The sequence below is a fragment of the Novosphingobium resinovorum genome, from assembly GCF_027922145.1.
Lineage (GTDB): Bacteria > Pseudomonadota > Alphaproteobacteria > Sphingomonadales > Sphingomonadaceae > Novosphingobium > Novosphingobium resinovorum.
Genome location: NZ_BSFC01000024.1, coordinates 337,022 through 357,156, shown reverse-complemented (window position 1 = coordinate 357,156; position 20,135 = coordinate 337,022). Strand labels below are relative to the sequence as shown.

14 protein-coding genes and 1 tRNA gene are annotated in these 20,135 nt (G+C 65.7%); 6 read left to right on the top strand and 9 right to left on the bottom strand.

All coding sequences use genetic code 11. The features are described from left to right. Positions 1 to 198 precede the first annotated feature (198 nt). The 3 genes from PKE80_RS16670 (at position 199) to PKE80_RS16660 (ending at position 5,326) form a co-directional block, all read left to right on the top strand. On the top strand, positions 199 to 1,866 hold the full coding sequence (locus tag PKE80_RS16670) for an MFS transporter (RefSeq protein WP_271183456.1): 1,668 nt from the start codon (positions 199 to 201) through the stop codon (positions 1,864 to 1,866). A gap of 108 nt (positions 1,867 to 1,974) precedes the next feature. Further along, positions 1,975 to 4,188 (top strand): TonB-dependent receptor, encoded by a 2,214-nt coding sequence (locus tag PKE80_RS16665; protein ID WP_271183455.1) that lies wholly within the window; start codon positions 1,975 to 1,977, stop codon positions 4,186 to 4,188. Between the two features lie 91 nt (positions 4,189 to 4,279). Next, entirely contained in the window at positions 4,280 to 5,326 is a 1,047-nt protein-coding gene (locus tag PKE80_RS16660; protein WP_271183454.1) for an NAD(P)H-dependent amine dehydrogenase family protein, read from the top strand. Here the strand turns inward: PKE80_RS16660 and PKE80_RS16655 are convergent. The 8 genes from PKE80_RS16655 to infA form a co-directional block, all read right to left on the bottom strand. Beyond that, a complete protein-coding gene (locus PKE80_RS16655; RefSeq protein WP_271183453.1) occupies positions 5,317 to 6,744 on the bottom strand; it encodes an efflux transporter outer membrane subunit in 1,428 nt (475 codons plus the stop codon). The genes PKE80_RS16660 and PKE80_RS16655 overlap by 10 nt on opposite strands. Then, positions 6,741 to 9,947, bottom strand: a complete 3,207-nt coding sequence (locus PKE80_RS16650) for a multidrug efflux RND transporter permease subunit (RefSeq protein WP_271183452.1) — start codon at positions 9,945 to 9,947, stop codon at positions 6,741 to 6,743. The genes PKE80_RS16655 and PKE80_RS16650 overlap by 4 nt, the downstream gene beginning before the upstream one ends. A gap of 6 nt (positions 9,948 to 9,953) precedes the next feature. After that, the gene (locus PKE80_RS16645; RefSeq protein ID WP_370424118.1) at positions 9,954 to 11,201 is read right to left on the bottom strand and encodes an efflux RND transporter periplasmic adaptor subunit; all 1,248 of its coding nucleotides are present in this window, start codon (positions 11,199 to 11,201) and stop codon (positions 9,954 to 9,956) included. A gap of 191 nt (positions 11,202 to 11,392) precedes the next feature. Next, a tRNA-Phe gene (locus PKE80_RS16640) sits at positions 11,393 to 11,468 on the bottom strand. A 100-nt stretch (positions 11,469 to 11,568) separates the two neighbouring features. Further along, complete coding sequence (locus PKE80_RS16635; protein WP_271183451.1) at positions 11,569 to 11,760, bottom strand: DNA gyrase inhibitor YacG; 192 nt, start codon at positions 11,758 to 11,760, stop codon at positions 11,569 to 11,571. After that, a complete protein-coding gene (locus tag PKE80_RS16630) occupies positions 11,757 to 12,731 on the bottom strand; it encodes an Rne/Rng family ribonuclease (RefSeq protein ID WP_271183450.1) in 975 nt (324 codons plus the stop codon). The genes PKE80_RS16635 and PKE80_RS16630 overlap by 4 nt, the downstream gene beginning before the upstream one ends. Next, on the bottom strand, positions 12,724 to 13,311 hold the full coding sequence (locus PKE80_RS16625) for a Maf family protein (RefSeq protein WP_036524918.1): 588 nt from the start codon (positions 13,309 to 13,311) through the stop codon (positions 12,724 to 12,726). Before PKE80_RS16625 ends, PKE80_RS16630 begins: the two co-directional genes overlap by 8 nt. 16 nt (positions 13,312 to 13,327) lie before the next feature. Then, positions 13,328 to 13,579, bottom strand: a complete 252-nt coding sequence (gene infA / locus PKE80_RS16620; RefSeq protein WP_008832182.1) for a translation initiation factor IF-1 — start codon at positions 13,577 to 13,579, stop codon at positions 13,328 to 13,330. A 314-nt stretch (positions 13,580 to 13,893) separates the two neighbouring features. Between infA and PKE80_RS16615 the strand changes: the two genes are divergently transcribed. From PKE80_RS16615 to PKE80_RS16605, 3 genes are all read left to right on the top strand, one after another. After that, complete coding sequence (locus tag PKE80_RS16615) at positions 13,894 to 17,016, top strand: TonB-dependent receptor plug domain-containing protein (RefSeq protein WP_271183449.1); 3,123 nt, start codon at positions 13,894 to 13,896, stop codon at positions 17,014 to 17,016. Between the two features lie 141 nt (positions 17,017 to 17,157). Next, the gene (gene uvrC / locus PKE80_RS16610) at positions 17,158 to 19,101 is read left to right on the top strand and encodes an excinuclease ABC subunit UvrC (RefSeq protein ID WP_271183448.1); all 1,944 of its coding nucleotides are present in this window, start codon (positions 17,158 to 17,160) and stop codon (positions 19,099 to 19,101) included. Between the two features lie 92 nt (positions 19,102 to 19,193). Then, on the top strand, positions 19,194 to 19,808 hold the full coding sequence (locus PKE80_RS16605) for a hypothetical protein (protein ID WP_271183447.1): 615 nt from the start codon (positions 19,194 to 19,196) through the stop codon (positions 19,806 to 19,808). Between the two features lie 7 nt (positions 19,809 to 19,815). On the opposite strand, the gene PKE80_RS16600 is transcribed toward PKE80_RS16605, so the two are convergent. Next, positions 19,816 to 20,034 carry a DUF2061 domain-containing protein gene (locus PKE80_RS16600; RefSeq protein ID WP_271183446.1) on the bottom strand — a complete coding sequence of 73 codons (219 nt, stop codon included), beginning with the start codon at positions 20,032 to 20,034 and terminating at the stop codon, positions 19,816 to 19,818. Positions 20,035 to 20,135 lie beyond the last annotated feature (101 nt).

Below are 20,135 nucleotides of genomic sequence, written 5' to 3'. Positions count from 1 at the left end.
TTTCGCGTGATGCGGGCCTGCTGCCCGATTTGCAATCTAGGTAGCGGGCGCTATCGCCGCAGCGATTGCTGACTATGGTTAGTATGTCGGAATTGTGTTCGCTTGCGTCAATGGATCGTCTTCGCGATGGGCAGGTTGACGGCTGCGCCGGTGCGTTCAACATCGGCGGACAGACATAACAACAGGGGATGAGCAGCCATGGCGACGGCGCAGGATGAGGAGGCAGGCGGCGCCTTCGCACCGCTTCGCGAACGTACGTTCCGCAATATCTGGACCGCCAGCCTGTTCTCCAACTTCGGACAGCTCTTTCTGGGCGTCGGCGCGCAATGGGAGATGACGCGGCTGAGCAATTCGGCGAGCATGGTCGCGCTGGTGCAGACGGCGATGATGATCCCGCTGATGCTGGTGACGCTTCCGGCCGGCGCCATCGCCGACATGTTCGATCGCCGCCGGATCGCCATGACCGGCCTTACGTTCAGCGCGGTGAGCGCGGCGGTGCTCGCAGCGGTGACCTTTGCAGGACTGACGACGCCCGGAATGCTGCTGGCGTTCTGCATCCTGATCGGCGCGGGCGTGGCGCTGTTCTCGCCTTCGTGGCAGGCATCGATCCCGGAGCAGGTCTCGCGCTCTCACCTGCCTGCCGCTGTAGCGCTGGGGACGATTAGCTACAATGTCGCGCGCAGCTTCGGTCCCGCATTGGGCGGCCTGATCGTGGTGCTCTACGGCGTGAAGGTCGTGTTTGGCATGACCGCACTGCTCTACCTGCCGCTGCTGACGGCGTTCTTCCTGTGGCGGCGGACTCATGTGCCTTCGCGGCTGCCGCCCGAACGGATAGACCGGGCGATCCTGACCGGCGCGCGCTATGCGCTGCATGCGCCCGCAGTGCGTACTGCGCTGCTGCGTGTACTGGGATTCGGGCTGAGTACGGCTACGGCTTCCGCGCTTGCCCCGTTGATTGCAAAGGATTTGCTGCACGGAAATGCTGCAACGTTCGGTATCCTGCTTGGCGCTCAAGGCGTTGGCGCGGTGGGCGGCGCGCTGTTCGTCAGCCAGATCCGGGCGATGATCTCTACCGAGTGGGCGGTGAGGCTGTTCGCGATCATGAGCGGGGCGGCGCTGGTGGCGATCGGGTTCAGTCACTCGCTTACGGTCACATGCCTCGCGTTCCTTTTGGTGGGCGCGGGCAATATCCTGACTATCGCGATGCTGAACGTGACAGTGCAACTGTCGGCCCCGCGATGGGTGACGGCGCGGGCGCTGTCACTGTTCTCCTCCGCGATCACAGCGGGGATCGGCGTCGGCGCCTGGGGTTGGGGCGTGGTCGCCGCGCGGCATGACGTGGCCTTCGCGCTGGTGGCCTCTGGCATGGCCGTTGCCGCGACGGCGCTCCTCGGTACGATATTGCCAATTCGGGAGGATCCCGAGGCCGATATGGATTCGGTCGAGATCGGCCATGAGCCCTCAGCCGCGCTGCCGCTGACCTTGCGGTCCGGGCCGCTGGTCGTCGAGGTTGAATACGACGTCGATCCCGGGCAGGCCCGCGAGTTCTACGAAGTCATGATGACGATGCAGAAAGTGCGCAAGCGCAACGGCGGCTTCGACTGGACGATCTCGCGCGACATCGAAAACCCGGCCCTCTGGACCGAGCGATACCACTGCCCGACCTGGGGAGACTACCTGCGCATGCGCGGCCGCTACACCCAGAGCGATTTCGACATCCAGGCACAGGCGGACGGCTTCAACCGCAGCAATCATGGCCGCCGGGTGCGTCGTCTTCTCGAAAGGCCCTTCGGTTCGGTGCGCTGGAAGGCGGAGTCCTTCGATCCGCGACAGGAGACGATCGGCTACATCACGCCGGGAACCTGATGTCGCGTGAAATCTGCCAGCGCGATATATAAGCTGGATCTCGGTCCATCACTGGATCGCGTGACGGCCTCGTGTAGCCTCGCTGCAAAAGCAGTTGGGAGGGATACCGTGAAGATAGCAGGGGCTTGCACGTCCGTGTTCGCACTGGCGATGCTGACGCCGATTTCAGCGCATGCGCAGGGCGCGCAAGAGGCCGCCACGGCTGAGGAGGGCGCGATCATCGTTACCGCACAACGCCGCGCGGAGGCGCAGGTCGATGTGCCGATTTCGATCACCAACCTTTCGAGCGACGCGCTAAAGACCGCCAGCGTCCAGCAGCTTGCCGATATCGGCAAGGTCACTCCGGCGCTGCGCTTCGACTTCGCGGGTGGGTTCTTCCAGCCCACCATTCGCGGCATCGGTACGGCGGTGACGACCTCGGGCGGCGGTGGCAACGTCGGCATCTACATCGACGGGTTCTATTCGCCGAACCCGCTGGCGGCCGACTTCGATCTCATCAGCGTCAGTTCGATTCAGGTGCTTAAGGGGCCGCAGGGCACGCTGTTCGGTCGCAACACCACCGGTGGCGCGATCCTCGTCACCACCCGCGAGCCGTCCACTTCGGGCAATGCCTTCGAGGGCCGCGTGACTTACGGCCGCTACAACGAGGCCAAGGCGGAAGCCTTCGCCAACTACGTCATTTCCGACCGCGTGGCACTGAGCCTCGAGGGCCAGTATCGTCGCGGTGACGGCTGGCAGCACGATATCTCCAATAACGATCGGCGCGTTGGCGACTACGAGAACTGGTCGTTCCGTCTCGGCCTCAAGGCGGAACTGACCGACACGGTGGACGTGTTGCTGCGTTACAAGCACGGCCAGGTGGACGATCCCTCGACCATGCTGGCGTCCAGCCTAAACACCTCGGACTTTGGCCTCGGCGCGCCGTTCGGCGGAGTGCCGGGGACTTACACCACGGCGAAGAACCGCATTGCCAGTGGCTCGGTGCCGGAAGTCTTCCGCTCCAACACCGACGTAGTGCAGGGCACGATCCGTGCGGACCTCGGCTTCGCGGACCTGACCTCCTACAGCCAGTACCGCAGCGAGAACTCGCTGATGTCGCAGGACCTCGACTATTCGGGGCTCGACCTGTTTCAACTAGGCCTGCCCAATCTCAACGAGACCTGGAGCCAGGAACTGCTGCTCACGTCGAAGGCGGGGCCGAAGCTGCAGTGGACGGCGGGGCTGTTCTACTTCCAGAATAGCGACACTTACATCACTTACATCAACAATGGCGGCAACGCGCCCGACCAGCGCATCCGGCTCGGCGGGTCGAGCACCACGGTCAAGAGCTACGCCGCCTTTCTCGACGCCACCTACGAGATCACGCCGCAATTCTTCCTGACGGCCGGCGCGCGCTATTCGATCGACAAGATCGTCGATGCCTACTGGAACCAGCAATTCGCTCTCACCGAGATGCCGGTGCCGAACATCTCGAACAACAAGCTGACCCCGCGCGTGGTGCTGCGCTACAAGCCGACCGACCGGACGAGTATCTACGCCTCGTTCACGAAGGGCTACAAGGCGGCGATCTCGGACGTCGGAGGTTCGTGCCAGATCCCCGACACAAACTATACCTGCAACCGCGTCAAGCCCGAGGATATCAACGCCTACGAAGTGGGCTTCAAGTACGAGGATCGCGGCTTTTCGTTCGAGGCCGCCGCGTTCTACTATGATTACAAGAACTTGCAGGTGTCGATTTACCGCACCGGCACGGCGGAGATCATCAACGCCGCGACCTCGGAAATCTACGGGCTGGAAGGCGCATTGCACTATCAGGTCACGCCTGCGTTCCAGATCAACGCTGGCGCCTCCTACGTCCATGCACGCTACAAGCGATTCAACAACGCGCCGGTCTATGTGCGCTGCTCCGAACTGGGCGAGGAAACCGCCGCGACTTGCGCCGCCAACGGGGTCAGCTTCGTCGTGGTGCCCACCACGCTGGAAGACGTGACGATGCAACGCACCCCGGAATTCACTGGCTTCGTCGGCGCGCGCTACGAGACCGATCTGGCGGGCGGCGAACTCGCGCTGTCGGGCAACCTGTTCTACTCGTCGAGCTTCTTCTTCGGCCCCTCGGGTGTCCAGTTCGAGCAGGGTGGCTACGAAACCCTGGCCCTTCGGGCGCAATGGAACGCCCCGGATGACGGGTTCCACGTAGCGGTCTTCGGGGACAACGTCACCAACAGCCGATACCTCACGCAGGCGCAGTATTCGAGCTTCGGCATTGGCGCGAACTGGAGCAAGCCGGTCACGTACGGCGTGGAACTGGGCGTGAAGTTCTGAGCAGAGGGCGTTCCCTGATGGGAATTGCCACATGCAACGACAGTTGCTGACCTGCCGGTTTCAGGCTGAACGCAGCACAAGGGAGAGATCGATGCCGCAAGATGCAAACAGGACCTGGCGTGTCGTCCAGTGGGCGACCGGCAACGTCGGCAGTCGGGCCTTGCGCATGCTCATCGAGCATCCCCGGATGGAACTGGTGGGCCTGTGGGTCAGTTCGCCGGAGAAGGTCGGCAAGGACGCGGGCGCACTCTGCGGTCTTGCGGAAACCGGCATCAAGGCGACGAATTCGCTTGAGGAGATCGTCGCCCTCGATGCCGACTGTGTCCTGTTCATGCCGCAGGGGACCGACTGGGACGCCCTGTGCGCGCTCCTTGCTTCGGGCAAGAACGTGGTGACGACGCGCGGCGACTTCCATTATCCACCTCTCATGGATGCCGGAAGACGCGCCCGGGTCGAAGAGGCCTGTACGGCAGGGGGTACGTCGATCCATTCCACCGGGTCGAGCCCCGGTTTCGTCACGGAAGCGCTGGCGATCCCTCTGTTGTCGCTCCAGCGCGAACATGGTTTGCTCACGATCGACGAATATGCCGACGTGTCGAGCCGCAATTCGCCCGACATGCTGTTTCACATCATGGGCTTCGCGGCGCCGATGGCACCATTCGACCAGTGCCGGGCCGAGCATCTCAAGGGGGATTTCGGCAGCTCGCTTTCGCAGGTCGCCGAGGCCATGGGGCTACCTTGCGATGATATAGAAGCGGTCGGCGAACTTTCCGCGACGCGCGGTGACCTCGATATAGCGGCCGGCAAAGTGCCCGCCGGCACCGTCGGCGCGATGCGTACAACCATCACCTGCAAGCATCAGGGTCGTCCGATCCTGCGCTTCCGCGCTAACTGGTACGTCACCACCGACATCGAGCACGAATGGGACTTGCGCGAGTCCGGATGGCGGATCAGCACCGAGGGCGACACGCCTGTCAAGGTGGACATTACTTTCCCGGTCGCGGAGGAAGACTACGCCGCCTACACGCCCGGCTTGACCGCGCATCGACCTATCAATGCCATTCCAGCGGTCTGTGCGGCCGCGCCGGGCATTCGCACTACCGTCGAACTGCCGCAGATCGTCCCGCTTTACGGCTGAGTTGCCGGCCCCGCCACCGTCGGCGTCGACTGATCGCCACCCAATACGCGGTAAAGCGCTATCCGGTTGCCCGCCTGTGTCAGCCGCACCGCGATCTCCGCCTGCCGCGCGGAATAGAGGCTGCGCTGCGCATCGAGGTTGTCGAGCGAGCCGACGATACCTCGGCGATAGCTCGCCTCGGTGAGCGTAGCGGTGTCCTGTGCCGCGCCGGTGAAGGCCGTCGCGGCGCGCAGGCGTTCGGCGAGGGTGCCCTGGTCGGCGAGGGCGTCGGCGGTTTCTTGGAAGGCGGTCTGGATCGCTTTCTCGTAAGTCGCCAGGGCCGCGTCGCGCTGGGCCTTGGTCACCTCGACATTGGCCTTGCGGCCCCCTGCGTTGAACACCGACCAGCTGCCATCCGCACCCAGCGTCGTCGTGCGCGAGGCCGTGTCGAACAGGCTCGATAGCGACTGGCTGGCGAAGCCGATCAGGGCGCTTAGCGATATCGTGGGGAAGAGCTGTGCCCGTGCGACACCTATGTCGGCATTGGCGGCGCGCAGTTGGTATTCGGCCTGAACCACGTCCGGGCGGCGCAGCAATACTTGCGTCGAAAGCCCGGCAGGCACTTCGCCGAGGCTGGCGTTGACCTCGTCGATCCCGGTCGGCAGCAGCGCGCGATCGAATTCCGCACCTACGAGAAGGCGGATCGCGTTGATGTCCTGCGCCAGCGCGGCGGTCTGCGTGGCGAGGTCGCCATTGGCGGTTTCGAGAACCTGTTCGGCCTGCCGAAGTTCGGTACGCGCGGCGACGCCGCCCTTGAGACGGGCGGACGACAGCCGCACGCTATCCTTGGCGTTGGCCGCAGTAGCCTGTGCCAGCTTGAGCAAGTCGGTGTCGGCGGCATACGTCGCCCAAGCCTGCGCAAGATCGGCGACGAGACCAAGGCGAACCGTGCGCGCTGCCGCTTCCGTCGCCAGCGCTGTATCGCGGTCCGAGCGGGTGGCGTTGGCGAGCTTGCCGAACAGGTCCAGCTCGAAGCTGGAGATACCGCCCTGTACCGAATAGCTCATGCCGTTGAGGCCGAAGCCGCCGCCGGTCTCGGTGTCGGTGGCGGAGCCGCTGATGCCGACAGCCGGGAACTGGTTCGCCCGAGTTACGCGCACTTGTGCCCGCGCCGCCGCGACGTTCGCCGCCGCCACGCGCAAGTCGCGGTTGTTGGCCAGTGCCTCCTCGACGAGCGACTGCAGGCGAGGGTCGCGGAATATGTCCTTGTAGGACACCTCCGGCAGCGAAGCCTCGCTCTGCTGCAGGTATGCGTCGCCAACCGGCCACGAGGTCGGGACGGGCAGGTCGGGCTGGACGTATTTTGGAGCCAGCGAGCAGGCGCCAAGGGCCAGGGCAGGCAGGACGCCCGCCATCAGGCGGATGCTCATGCGCTTCATGCGGGGTCTCCCGAGCGCCCGCGGCGCTGCTGCAGTTTCTCTCGTGCTGCGGCAAGACCGTCGCGCACGCTGCGGCGCACGAGCACGAAGAACAGCGGTATGTAGAAGATCGCAAGGATCGTCGCGGTGAGCATGCCGCCGACCACCGCCGTGCCGATGGCGACGCGGCTGTTAGCGCCCGCGCCGGTAGCGATGGCAAGCGGCAGCACGCCGAAGATGAACGCGAAGCTGGTCATCAGGATCGGGCGCAGTCGGATCTTTGCGGCCTCCAGCGCGGCGTCGATGACGCGCTTGCCTTGCCGTTCCGCCTGCTCGGCGAATTCGATCATCAGGATCGCGTTCTTCGCGGCAAGGCCCATGGTCGTGAGCAGGCCGATCTGCAGGTACACGTCGTTCTCCAACCCGCGCAGCGTGACGAAGGCGATGGCGCCCAACAGGCCGAGCGGAATGACGAGGATTACCGCAACCGGGATCGACCAGCTCTCGTAAAGCGCCGCAAGGCACAGGAACACGACCAGCAGGGACAGGGCGTAGAGGATGGGCCCTTGTCCGGACGACAACCGCTCCTGATACGAGGAGCCCGCCCATGCGACGCTCACGCCGGGAATATCGGCGACGAGTTGCTCCATCACGTTCATCGCCGTGCCCGAGCTGACGCCGGAACCGGCATTACCGGAGAACTCATAAGCGGGCAGGCCGTTGAAGCGCGAGGTGGAACTCGGCGCCGTCGACCATCCGATCGTCGAGAACGAAGAGAAGGGCGCCATTTGCCCGTCGGAGCCGCGAACGAACCACTGCGCCAGATCTTCCGGGCGCGAGCGGAACTGCGCATCGCCCTGTACGTAGACGCGCTTGACGCGGCCCTTGTCGATGAAGTCGTTGACGTACGTACCGCCCCAGGCCGTCGAAAGCGTGGCGTTGACGTTGCCGGGGGTCAGGCCGAACGCGGTGAGAGCGCGGATGTCGGTGTTGATCTTGAGGGTCGAGACGTCCGGCAGGTTGCTCAGGCGCACGCCCGACAACTGGTCGTTCGCGCCAGCGGCGGCGAGCAGCTTTTCGCGAGCGGCCATGAACTTGTCGTCCGACAGTCCGCTGGCGTTCTGCAACTCCATCGTGAAGCCCGCCGAATCGCCGAGGCCGCGAACGGCGCCCGGCACCAGCACGAAGACCTGCGCGTCTCGAAGACTGCGGAAGGCGGCGCTGGCGCGCTGAACGATGGCGTCGGCGCCGTCCTTCGGGTCGGTGCGCTGCGACCAGTCGGTCAGGTTGATGAAGCCCTGACCGCTGTTCTGGCCGGATGCACCGCGCCCGCCGCCCGCGACGGAGAACATGCCCGCGACGTTGTGCTTCTCGTAAGTCGTGAAGTACTTCTCGATTTCGCGCTGCACTTGCTCGGTACGCGAGCGCGGGGTGCCGGCGGGCAGGCGCCATTGTACGCTTATGTTGCCCTGGTCCTCGTTCGGCAGGAAGCCTGTCGGCAGCCGCTGGAACAGCAGGAACGTACCGACGCAAGTAACCGCGAACAGCGCGAGCCAGCGCCACTTGTGGGCAACCACGACGTCCACCTTGCGCACATAGGCATCGGTAACACGCTCGAAGCTGCGGTTGAACCAGGTGTGGAACTTCTCCCAGCCGCGCGCGAGCCAGGGCAGGTGGCGTTCGATCCAGTTCGGCTCGTGATTTTCCTCGCCATGGGGTTTCTTGGCCTTGAGCAGCGTCGCCGTCAGCGCCGGGCTGAGGATCAGCGCCACCAGCACCGAAAGCACCATCGCGGTCACGATGGTCAGCGAGAACTGGCGGTAGATCACGCCCGTCGAGCCGCCGAAGAAGGCCATCGGCAGGAACACCGCCGAAAGCACCAGCGCGATAGCCACCAGCGCTACCTGGATCTCCTCCATCGACTTGATGGTGGCGTCGCGCGGGGACATGCCGGGGTTCTCTTCCAGCAGGCGCTCGACGTTCTCGACCACGACGATGGCGTCATCGACCAGCAGGCCGATAGCCAGCACCAGCCCGAACAGCGTCATCGTGTTGATGGAGAAGCCCATCACGTAGAACACCGCGAAGGTGCCCAGCAGCACCACCGGCACCGCGATCGCCGGGATCAGCGTGGCGCGCCAGCTCTGCAGGAACACGAACATCACGATGACAACGAGGATGATCGCCTCGAACAGCGCCTTCTCGACCTCTTCGACCGAGAGCTTGATGAACGTCGTGGAGTCACTGCCGTAGATGTACTTCACGCCGTCGGGCATCTCTGCCGCGAGGTCCTGCATCTTCGCCTTGACCGCTTCTGCCGTGCGCAGGGCGTCGGCGCCGGGCGCCAGCGAGATCGAGATGCCTGCGCCGGGGTGACCGTTGACGCGGCTGACCGAGGAGTAGCTGTCCGCGCCGATCTCTACCCGTGCGACATCGCCAATGGTGACGACCGAACCGTCCGGGTTGGTCTTGAGCACGATGGCGCGGAACTGGTCGGCGGTCTGCAGGCGCGAACCGGCGGTGACGACGGCGTTGATCGCCTGATCGTCGACCGCAGGCGTGCCCCCGATCTCGCCCGCCGCGACTTCGGTATTCTGGGCGGTGATCGCTGAGGTCACGTCGCTGGGCATGAGCGCCACGGCGGCAAGCTTGCGCGGGTCCAGCCAGATACGCATCGCGTGCGGCGCGCCGAACACGTTGACGTCGCCCACGCCCTGGACGCGCGAAAGCGGGTCCTGGATGTTCGAGGCAAGATAGTCCGACACGTCCTGGTTGGAGCGCTGGTCGGTCTCGTCGTAGACCGCCACCAGCAGCAGCTGGTCGGCGTTCGACTTGGTCACGGTGACGCCGCGCGCCTGCACGGTCTGCGGCAGGCGCGGGATCGCCGACTGGACCTTGTTCTGGACCTGGACCTGCGCGATGTCGGGGTCGGTGCCCTTGGCGAAAGTGGCGCTGATGCTCGCCTGCCCGCGATTGCTCGATTCGGAACTGAAGTAGAGCAGGCCGTCGATGCCGGTCAGTTGCTGCTCGATGATCTGCGTCACCGAGTTCTCGATCGTCTGCGCCGACGCGCCCTGATAAGTGGCGCGGATGTTCACCTGCGTCGGCGCGATGTCCGGGTATTGCTCATTGGGCAGGAAATTCAGCGCGCCGAGGCCGGCGAGCATCACGATGATCGCCAGAACCCAGGCGAAGATCGGGCGATCGATGAAGATGCGGGACATGAACCGTCAGCCGCGCTTGTGGCCGGATTGGCCTGCCTCTGCGCCGCTTCCCGCACCCTGGCCTTCCTTGCGCGGCTCGACCTTCTGAGGCGCCGTGCTCACGACCGGCTTGATCGGAGCGCCCTGACGCAGACCGTTGAGCCCTTGCGTGATGACCTTGTCGCCTTTCTTCAGCCCGCCGGTCACGACCGCGAACTCATTGTACGTGCGGTCGGCGGTGACCTTGCGGCGCTGCGCCTTGTTGTCGGCGCCGACCAGCATCACGAAGGCGCTGCCGTCGAAGTCGCGCTGCACGGCGTTCTGCGGGATGAGGAAGGCGTTCGGGTCCGAAGCCTGGTCGAACATCGCCGTCACGAACATCCCGGGAAGCAGAATGCCGTCGGGGTTAGGAAAGCGCGCGCGCAAGGTGACGGTGCCGGTGGTCTGGTCGACCGTGACTTCGGAGAACTGCACGGTGCCCGCCTGCGGATAGCGGATGCCGCCGTCCAGCATGAGGTGGACCTCGGTGCTGCCGGGGGTCACGCCGCCTTCGGCAAGGCGGCGACGCAGGCTCGTCAGCTCGGCGGCGGACTGCTGCATGTCGACGTAGATCGGGTCCATGCGCTGGATCACCGCGAGCGGATCGGCCTGCGTGGCGCTGACGAGGGCGCCGACGGTGAACAGCTGGCGTCCGATCTTCCCGCTGATCGGCGCGGGAACGGTGGTGAAGCGAAGGTTGATCTTTGCCGTGTCGAGCGCGGCGGCGTTCTGCGCGATGGCGGCCTTGGCTGTCCTCGATTCCGCCAGGGCGTCGGTATAGTCCTGCTTGGCGATCGCTTCCATGTCGGCGAGCGGGCGATAGCGATCCGCTTTGACCGAGGCTGCATCCGCCGTGGCGCGCGCGCTGGAGAGGTTCGCCTGCGCCTGGTTCACCGCCGCGCGGTAGAGGCTGGGATCGATCTCGAACAGCGGTTGCCCTGCCTTGACCGTGCTGCCCTCTGTAAAGAAGCGGCGCTTTATCACGCCGGTCACCTGCGGACGCACCTCGGACGTCTCGAAGGCGACCGTACGGCCGCTGAGCGTTGCCGAGAGGGGGACGCTGCTGGTCTGCGCGACAATATAGCCGACTTCGGCAGTGCGCTGCTGCTGACCTTTTGACGATCCGCCGGAGCATGCCGCAAGCGACACTCCGGCAAGCGCGAGGGCGGCAACAGGCAGGAGCGGCCAGCGCCAACCGGAGGGCCGGCGAAGGGCATAAGGGGGGAAGCTGTTCAAGTCGCACGCCTTGTTGGATGTTGCCCTGTCCTATTCAGCAAAACGGTGTGCGAGCAAGCGCCCATTTCGCAGATGCGACAATTTGCGACTAAAGATCAAAGTCGCATGGCAATCCGGCTGAACGTGCCGAAATCCATCACAGTTTCCCGTAATGGAGATTTATTTCGGGCGCGACACCAAAGGAAAGGAAATGGTGCCCGAGGGCGGATTCGAACCACCGACACTGCGATTTTCAGTCGCATGCTCTACCAACTGAGCTACTCGGGCACTCGTTCGGCGGCGGCCTCTGGAAGAGACCGGCGAGCGGTGTGGGCGGGCCTATGAAGAAGGTGGCCGACCTTGGCAAGCCCTAAATGACGAAGAAATTTCAATCGTCCTGTGGATTGTTTTTTTCCTGCCCGACGAAGTCCTCGGGATCGTGGCGCTGGCCAGGCAGGGCGTAGCCGTCGTCCAGCCACTTCAGCAGGTCACGATCGCGGCACTGCTTGGAGCAGAACGGCGTGAACTCGGCGGCGCGGGGTTTGCGGCAGATCGGGCATTTGCGTTCGGAGAGGGTCATAGCGGCACCGCCTGCGCGAATCCGGCGGCCAGCGCAAGCGTGCGCTCCTCCTGCCAGCGGATCGTGCGCCCGGTGCGCCGCGCGAGGTCGGCGAGCCATTCCTCGCTCATGGCGGCCCGCACGGCGGGGTGCGCGGTGAGCAGCAGCGCGCCCGGTTCGGCCACATGTTCGGCACTGCGCAGAAGAAGGCGCGCGGCGGCGGCGGCGGGGGCGGCACGCACCCGCTGCGGGATCGAAGGGCGCTCCAGTCGCGCGATGAGCTGCACGAAGCCGAAGCCGTTCATCGCCGTGCGCTGGTGCGGCCAGTGGTCGAGCGCTTCGGCCAGAGCATCGTCCACCGCGCGGCGGTCGTCCTTGCGCTCCAGTGAGGGGAAGTCGATGCCGATCGAGCCGGCAAGGTCGAGCCGCCCGACCGCGTCGGCGATCGCGGGCACGGCGGCCAGCGCCAGCGCGGCGAGGGGGAGGATGCCGTCGATGTCGATCAGCGTCATCGCCGGGGTCGGCGTCACCACCAGCGATCCGCCCTCGAAGGCGATCACGCCGTCAAGCGCCTCGGCCACGATCTCGGGCCAGGGATCGTCGGAAAAGCGGCGGACCTTCCTGACCGGCAGTCCGCCGCCACGCAGCGATTCGGCAAGGGTGGGGGCAGGTCGGAGGGCAAGATCGCTGGCGCGGGTCTGGGCCAGTTTGTAGCGGCCGGTCTCGGCCATCGCTGTGCGGGTGACGATCACCCGCTGGCGTGCGCCTTCGCTGGCGGACTTGGGGAGGCCGTCGACGAACGCCTCCTCGCCCGAATCGAAGCGAACCGTCCCGCGTGAGGCTCCGGCGCGGCGCGATACCAGCACTGCGTCAGCGACTTCACCGGCGGTCAGCCGGCCCGGCCATTCCAGCCTTGCGGCAAGGACATGGCCGTTATCGACGAGAATCGCGCGGGTTTCGCCGATCCCCTCTTCGACCAGCCATTCAGCCAATGGGGAAGCCTGCGCCCTTCAGCAGGGCGCGCGTCTCGAACAGGGGGAGGCCGACGACGCCTGAGTGGCTGCCGGAAATCCACGCGATGAGGCCTTCGGCGCTGCCCTGGATGGCATAGCCACCGGCCTTGCCCTCCCACTCGCCGCCGGCGATGTAGGCTTCGACCTCGTCTTTTGACAATTGCTTGAAGCGCACGATCGTCTCGTTCAGCCGCTCGTGCAGGGTGCCGCCGGGCGCGCGCAGGGCGATGGCGGAGAGGACGCGGTGCCGCCTGCCCGAAAGCAGCGCGAGACATTCGCGCGCGGTCTTCTCATCTTCGGCCTTGGGCAGCACGCGGCGGCCGCAGGCGACTACGGTATCGCCAGCCAGCACGAAAGCATCGCCGGGAGGCAGCGCAAGCGCCTTTTCCCGCGCCATGCGCCGGGCGTAATCGCGCGGTACCTCGCGGGGATGCGCAGTCTCGTCGATGTCTGCAGCTTCCACCGTGAAGTCGCTCATCCCGATGCGGGAGAGCAGTTCGCGGCGTCGCGGGCTGGCGGAAGCGAGAACGAGTCGGGGGGCGCCATGCCCCGCCGACAAATCTGCCGCAGTCAGGTCAGGACCCGAACTGGCCAGGGCCGCCACGGCCCGGCATGAAGCGGTAGGTGATGCGACCCTTGGTGAGATCGTAGGGGGTCAGCTCGCAGAGCACTTCGTCGCCGACCAGCACGCGAATGCGGTTCTTGCGCATCTTGCCTGCGGTGTGGCCGAGGATTTCGTGGCCGTTCTCCAGCTCGACGCGGAACATCGCGTTGGGGAGAAGTTCGACCACGCGGCCGCGCATTTCGAGGAGTTCTTCTTTCGCCATTGGCGATCAGTTTCCATTGTTCTGGTGTGTCATCGGCGCGCGACATAGCCACGACTCCGCGAAAATGGAAGCCTTGGCGGCATTTTTGCCGTTCGTGTGACTGCTTTGTCGCCATTTGCGCATCGCGCCATGGCCCGCAACGACTTCGCGACGATGCGTACAGCAGCAAGGGCCGCCGGTTCATGTTCGCGCAAGACGATTGCGACAAAATGATACCGCGCCCCAGCTTGTGGTCCGCAAGAGGCCAAGGCAATAGCGCGGGAGGGGAAGGAACACATCACTATTTCACAGATGCACCTTGGCGGAGACTGCACTTGCGTTCCTTACCTCTGATCAGCCTCGTGGCGAGCCTCGCCATGCCGATGCCTGCGTTCGCGGCGGAAGCGGCGGCTGACGCACCCAGCGTGCCGGTCATCAAGGATGACGACACCGATCCCGACAACCCGCTGGAAGTCCATGGCAACGAGATTCTCGTCACCGCGCCGCGCGTGATTGGCTCGATCGACGTGCCCCAGCAGCCCATTGCGGTCTTCGACGAGAACGACATCGCGTCCTATGGCGTCGCCTCGATCGAGGAACTGCTGGATGCGATCAGCCCGCAGACCGGCAGCGGCCGCGGGCGCGGCGGCTCGCCGGTCATGCTGCTCAACGGCCAGCGCATCTCCAGCTTCCGCGAGATGCGCGGCATCCCGCCCGAGGCGATCCGCCGGGTCGAGGTGCTGCCCGAGGAAGTGGCGCTGCGCTTCGGCTATTCGGCCAACCAGCGCGTCGTGAACATCATCCTCAAGGACCAGTTCTCGGCGGTGACGACTTCGGGCGAATACAATCGCCCGACGCGCGGCGGCTACGACAATTACGAGCTGGAAGGCGGCCTGTTCAAGATCGCCGGGCCGCGCCGCTTCAACGTCAACGGCAAGCTCGACAACACCAGCATGCTGACCGAGGCCGAGCGCGGCATCACGCAGGACGAATCGCGCGTTTCCCAAGTCGCGGGCGATCCCGATCCGGCGCGCTATCGCAGCCTCGCCGCGCAGGACCACGAACTGACGCTGGAAGGCACGATGACGCAGGGGCTGGGCGAGAAGGGCCTGGCCGGGGCGATCACCGCGACCGGCGGATATACCCGCTCGAACACGCTCTCGCTTTCGGGCCTCGACACGGTTCCGCTGACCTATGACGGCCAGACGCTGCGCCGCACGCTGGCCGATCCGCTGCGAAACCGCTCGATCACCGATACGTTCGAGGGCGGGCTCGGCTACAGCACGATGCTCGGCGAATGGCAGGTCAGCGCCACCGCCAATGCGACGTATACCGACACGAATACCCGCGTCGATCGCCGTCGCACCGAGACGCAGTACGGCGACCTGCAGGCCGAAGTCGCATCCGGCGCGCTTTCCATCACCGGAGCGCTGCCCAATGTGCCGGGCGCAGGCGTGGACGTCGCGACCACGCGCCAACTGACGCTGTCCAACCTCGTCACCCTGTCGGGCAAGCCCTTCCGCATGCCTGCGGGCGAGGCCAACCTGACGGTCAAGGGTGGGTACGATTACGACCGCTCGATGAGCGAGGACACCCGCACCACCGTGGGCAACGTGACGCTCCGGCGCGGCGATCTGCTGGGCGGCGTCAATCTGGCGTTGCCGCTCACCAGCAAGGGAGAGGATTTCCTTGGCGCGGTGGGCGACATCACGCTGAATTTCAGCGGCGGACTGGACCACCTGTCGGACTTCGGAACGCTGACGGACTGGAGCGCGGGCGTCACATGGGCGCCGACCGAAACGCTGATGCTGCAGGCGAGCTATATCGTCGATCAGGCCGCGCCCAAGCTGACCCAGCTGGCCGCGCCGATGGTCGAGACATACAACGTCGCGGTCTACGACTTCACGAATTCGCGCACCGCGCTCGTCACCACGGTGACCGGCGGCAATCCGGACCTGAAGAAGGAAACCCAGCGCGACTGGAAGATCTCGGCGCAGTGGAAGTTGCCGTTCTTCCAGCGCTCAAACCTGATCGTCGAATACTTCCGGAACCGGTCGAGCAACGTCACCCAGTCGTTCCCGCTGCTGACCTCGGCGATCGAGGACGCCTTCCCGGACCGCGTGACGCGCGACGCGGACGGCAACCTGACCCGCATCGACCGGCGCGCGGTGACTTTCGACGAAGTGAAGACTTCCTCGATGCGCTGGGGCTTCAACATTTCGGGCAGCCTTGGCGGTTCGTCATCGGCTGGCGGCGGTACGCCGGCAGGCCAGCCCGCGCCGATGAGCGCTGCGCCGACGCAGTCGGTCACCGGTCCGAATGGGCCGATGGCGGGCGGTCAGGTGTTGAATGGCGGGCAGGCGACTGGTGAGGCGGGGCGTCCGAACTTCGATCCATCGCGCTTCGCCGCGATCCGCGAAAAGCTCTGCGCGCCCGGCGCAGGCGATCCCGATCCGGCGGGCCTGCCCGAAGGATTGCGCAATCGTCTCTCCGGTGCGGACGGCAAGATCGACCCGGCCAAGCTGGCCGAGTTCAAGCAGCGTGCCTGTTCGGCCGAAGGGCAGGGTGCCACTCCCGGCGAAGGCGGCGGCCGAGGTCCGATGGACCCCGAGCGTTTCGAACGCATCCGTACCGCGCTCTGCGCGGGCGGCAGTGGCCCACCGGACGTGGCGAGCCTGCCCGACCGCATGCGCGAGCGCATCATGGGCGCCGACGGCAAGGTCGATCCGGCCAAGCTCGCCGAACTGCGCGAGCGTTTCTGCAATGCGCCGACGCCGGCCCCCGGCACGACCCGCGCGCAGGGCGAGCAACCGATGTTCCCGCCCCCGGGTGCTTTCGGGGGGCAACCGCCGATGGCTTCCAATGCAGGCGAGCGGGGCGCCGGTGGGACGCGTGCTGAATCTGGCGGGCGCGGACCGGGCGGTGGACCGGGTGGCCCTCCGGGCGGCGGCTTCGGCCCGCCGGGTGGACGGGGTGGCAGTCGCTGGAACCTCTCGGTTTATCACACCTGGCGCTTCACCGACACGATCCTGATCGCTCCGGGCGTGCCGGTGCTCGATCAGCTCAATGGCGATTCCACCACGGCGGGCGGCACCCCGCGCCACACGATTGAGGCGGAGGGCGGCCTGTTCAAGAACGGCTATGGCTTGCGTTTGAAGGCCGAGTGGAATGCCGCCGCGCGGGTCGATGGCTCTGGCGCGCCGGGGAGCCAGGACTTGCGGTTCGGCAGCACCTTCGACGTATCGCTGCGGATCTTTGCCGATCTCGGCCGCAACGAGGCGCTGGTGGCGAAGATGCCGTTCCTCAAGGGCTCGCGCCTGTCGCTCCGGGCCGACAACCTGCTCGATTCGCGCCAGAAGGTCACCGACCAGAACGGCGCGACGCCGATCGCCTACCAGCGTGCTTACCGCGAGCCGCAGGGGCGCGTGCTGGGGATCGACTTCCGCAAGATGTTCTGAGGACAGGCAAGGTCCACCCCCAGCCCCTCCCGCATGCGGGAAGGGAGAAATGAGCGGTCCCCCTCCCGCCTGCGGGAGAGGCTGGGGGTGGGCGCGTTCGGGCACTTCCCCTTCGCGCGAACCTTCCCTATCTGCACGAACATGGCGAGAACACCAGCCGGCACTCCTGAGCAGCCCAACCATCTCGAACGCTTCAACGAGGAGCGGGCGACCTACACCGTGCGCGGCTCCGACCAGCCCGACCTGCAGGCCGGCGTCGAGGTGATCCGCGACACCGTCCGCACGCTACCCGCCAAGCCCGGCGTCTACCGCATGCAGGACGCGCGCGGCGATGTGCTCTATGTCGGCAAGGCGCGGGTGCTGAGGAACCGCGTCGCCAACTATACCCAGTGGGAGCGTCTGCCCGGCCGCCTGCAGCGCATGGTCAGCCAGACCCGCTCGATGACGATCGTGACGACCAATTCGGAAGCCGAGGCGCTGCTGCTCGAAGCGCAGCTCATCAAGCGCTTCCGGCCCGCGTACAACGTGCTGCTGCGCGACGACAAGTCGTTCCCGTTCATCCTGCTGCGCACCGATCACGAATTCCCGCGCATCATGAAGCATCGCGGCGCGCGGCGGATGAAGGGCAATTACTACGGCCCCTTCGCCAGCGCCGGATCGGTCAACACCACGATCAACGCGCTGCAGAAGCTGTTCCTGCTGCGCAGCTGCACCGACAGCTTCTTCGCCCGGCGCGACCGGCCTTGCCTGCTTTACCAGATCAAGCGCTGCTCGGCGCCCTGCGTCGATCGCATCGACGAGGCGGGCTACAAGGAACTGGTGCAGGAGGCGAAGGACTTCCTCGGTGGCAAGTCCAACGCGGTCCAGCGCAAGATCGAGGCGCAGATGGCAGAAGCCGCCGCCGACCTCGACTTCGAGCGTGCGGCGATGCTGCGCGACCGCCTGCGCGCGGCGACTTTCATCCAGGGCAGCCAGGCGATCAACGCGGAAGGTCTCGACAATGCCGACATCTTCGCGATGGCCAGCAAGGGCGGGCAGGTCGGCGTGCAGGCCTTCTTCATCCGCGGCGGCCAGAACTGGGGCCACCGCGCCTTCTTCCCCACCCATACCGAAGGGCTGAGCGAGGAAGAGGTGATGCAGGCGTTCCTCGCGCAGTTCTACGAGGAAGTGCCGCCCGCGCGCTGCATCCTCGTCGATCGCGAACTGCCCGAGGCGGACCTCATCGCCGAAGCCCTGCGCGAGAGCGCGGGCGGCAAGGTGGAAATCTCCGTCCCCCAGCGCGGCAACCGCCGCAACCTGATGATGCAGGCCACGCGCAACGCGGTGGAAGCGCTCGACCGCCGCCAGGCTGAGCGCGGCACGCAGGCGAAAGTCTGGCGCGAGATGGCTGACTTCCTCGAGCTGCCCGACCTGCCGCAGCGCGTGGAAGTCTACGACAACAGCCATATCTCGGGCACCAAGGCGCTGGGCGCGATGGTGGTGGCGGGGCCGGAGGGCTTCCAGACCAGCCAGTACCGCAAGTTCAACATCAAGTCCGCGCAGACCGACGACGATTACGCGATGATGCGCGAGGTCATGACCCGTCGCTTCGGCCGCGTGCAGGAGGAAGACCCCGAGCGCACCGGCGGCACCTGGCCTGACCTCGTCCTGATCGACGGCGGCAAGGGCCAGATGAACGCGGTGAAGGACGCGCTGGAGGAACTCGGCATCGAGGACGTCAACCTCATCGCCATCGCCAAGGGGCCGCATCACGGGCGCGAGGGGCGCGAGGTGTTCCATTTCCCCGACGGGCGGGAGAAGATGCTGCCGGTGAACTCACCCGTGCTGTTCCACCTCCAGCGCCTGCGTGACGAGGTCCACCGCTTCGTCATCGGCGCCCACCGCGCCAAGCGCAGCCGGGCGATCACCGCCAGCCCGCTCGATGAGATTCCCGGCATCGGCCCGGCCCGCAAGCGCGCGCTGCTGCTGCACTTCGGCACGGCCGGCAAGGTGCGCGCGGCGAGCCTCGAAGATTTGCGCCGCGCGCCGGGTGTCAGCGTGGCGGTGGCGCAGACGATCTACGACTTCTACCATCCGAACGGCTGAGCGGCGCGACACCTGCGGCGGGCCGCGCAACTGACGATCATCTCCCCGGTTGAAGTTTCCGTAGGACGGAGGCGGGAAACGGGAGATGCAACGTGGTTACACTTAGTCCGCTCGCCATAGCCGTCGGCCTGATCGCGCTGACCGTTCTGGTCGGCGTTGTTGTGACAGTCATGCGCAGTCGCCATACAGCGCGGTTGCGTGATCGATTTGGCGACGAATACGATCGCACTATCGACCAGTCCGGCAGCATGTATGAGGCCGAGACCGTGCTCCATGAGCGCGAGCAGCGCGTCGCCGCCTTCGACATTCGCCCGTTGGAGCCCGCCCGGCGGGAAGCGTTCGTGCGCGCATGGCTGGAAGTTCAGGCCCAGTTCGTCGATGACCCGGCGGGTGCCGTCCAGCGCGCCGACGTGCTGCTTGCCGACGTCATGACGGCGCGTGGCTATCCGGTGGCGGACTTCGACCAGCGCTACGAAGACTTGTCGGTGGATCACGGCGAGGTCGTCGCGCATTATCGCACCGGCCATCACATCGCCGCCAGCCATGCCCGCGGCGAGGCAGGCACCGAGGAACTGCGCCGGGCGATGATCCACTACCGCGCGCTGTTCGACGATCTCGTCAACGAGCCGGAAAACTTCAGCCCGGTGATTGAGCATCGCGGCGGCCGCATCCATGACTTGCGTAAGGAAACGACCCGGCGTTCCTGATCCTGCATCAGCCCGCGGCGTGGTGGTGCGTCAGAAGGTTGCTGAACGACGCGCCGCCCTGCCATGCGCGTTCGTGGAAAAAGAACACGACGGCATTCACCAGAGGTTCGATCAGGGCGATCCCACCCGCCATAGTGATCGATCCGGTGACGAGATAAGCGACTATGAAGCCCACCATCAGGTGCAGGGCGAGGAAGCTGAAAGTTTTTGCAAAATCGCGGGTCATCGGGCGATCCTTTCGATAATCCCTTTAATGCGACTTATCTGCAATAATAAACCGGCGATGCTGAGAACTGTGATCGCCTGAACCGATCCGCATCCACCGAC

Coding starts and splice junctions, on each gene's coding strand:
- PKE80_RS16670 (WP_271183456.1), top strand. CDS start 199: ATGGCGACGGCGCAGGATGAGGAGGCAGGCGGCGCCTTCGCACCGCTT.
- PKE80_RS16660 (WP_271183454.1), top strand. CDS start 4,280: ATGCCGCAAGATGCAAACAGGACCTGGCGTGTCGTCCAGTGGGCGACC.
- PKE80_RS16655 (WP_271183453.1), bottom strand. CDS start 6,744: ATGAAGCGCATGAGCATCCGCCTGATGGCGGGCGTCCTGCCTGCCCTG.
- PKE80_RS16650 (WP_271183452.1), bottom strand. CDS start 9,947: ATGTCCCGCATCTTCATCGATCGCCCGATCTTCGCCTGGGTTCTGGCG.
- PKE80_RS16635 (WP_271183451.1), bottom strand. CDS start 11,760: ATGACCCTCTCCGAACGCAAATGCCCGATCTGCCGCAAACCCCGCGCC.
- infA (WP_008832182.1), bottom strand. CDS start 13,579: ATGGCGAAAGAAGAACTCCTCGAAATGCGCGGCCGCGTGGTCGAACTT.
- uvrC (WP_271183448.1), top strand. CDS start 17,158: ATGGCGAGAACACCAGCCGGCACTCCTGAGCAGCCCAACCATCTCGAA.
- PKE80_RS16600 (WP_271183446.1), bottom strand. CDS start 20,034: ATGACCCGCGATTTTGCAAAAACTTTCAGCTTCCTCGCCCTGCACCTG.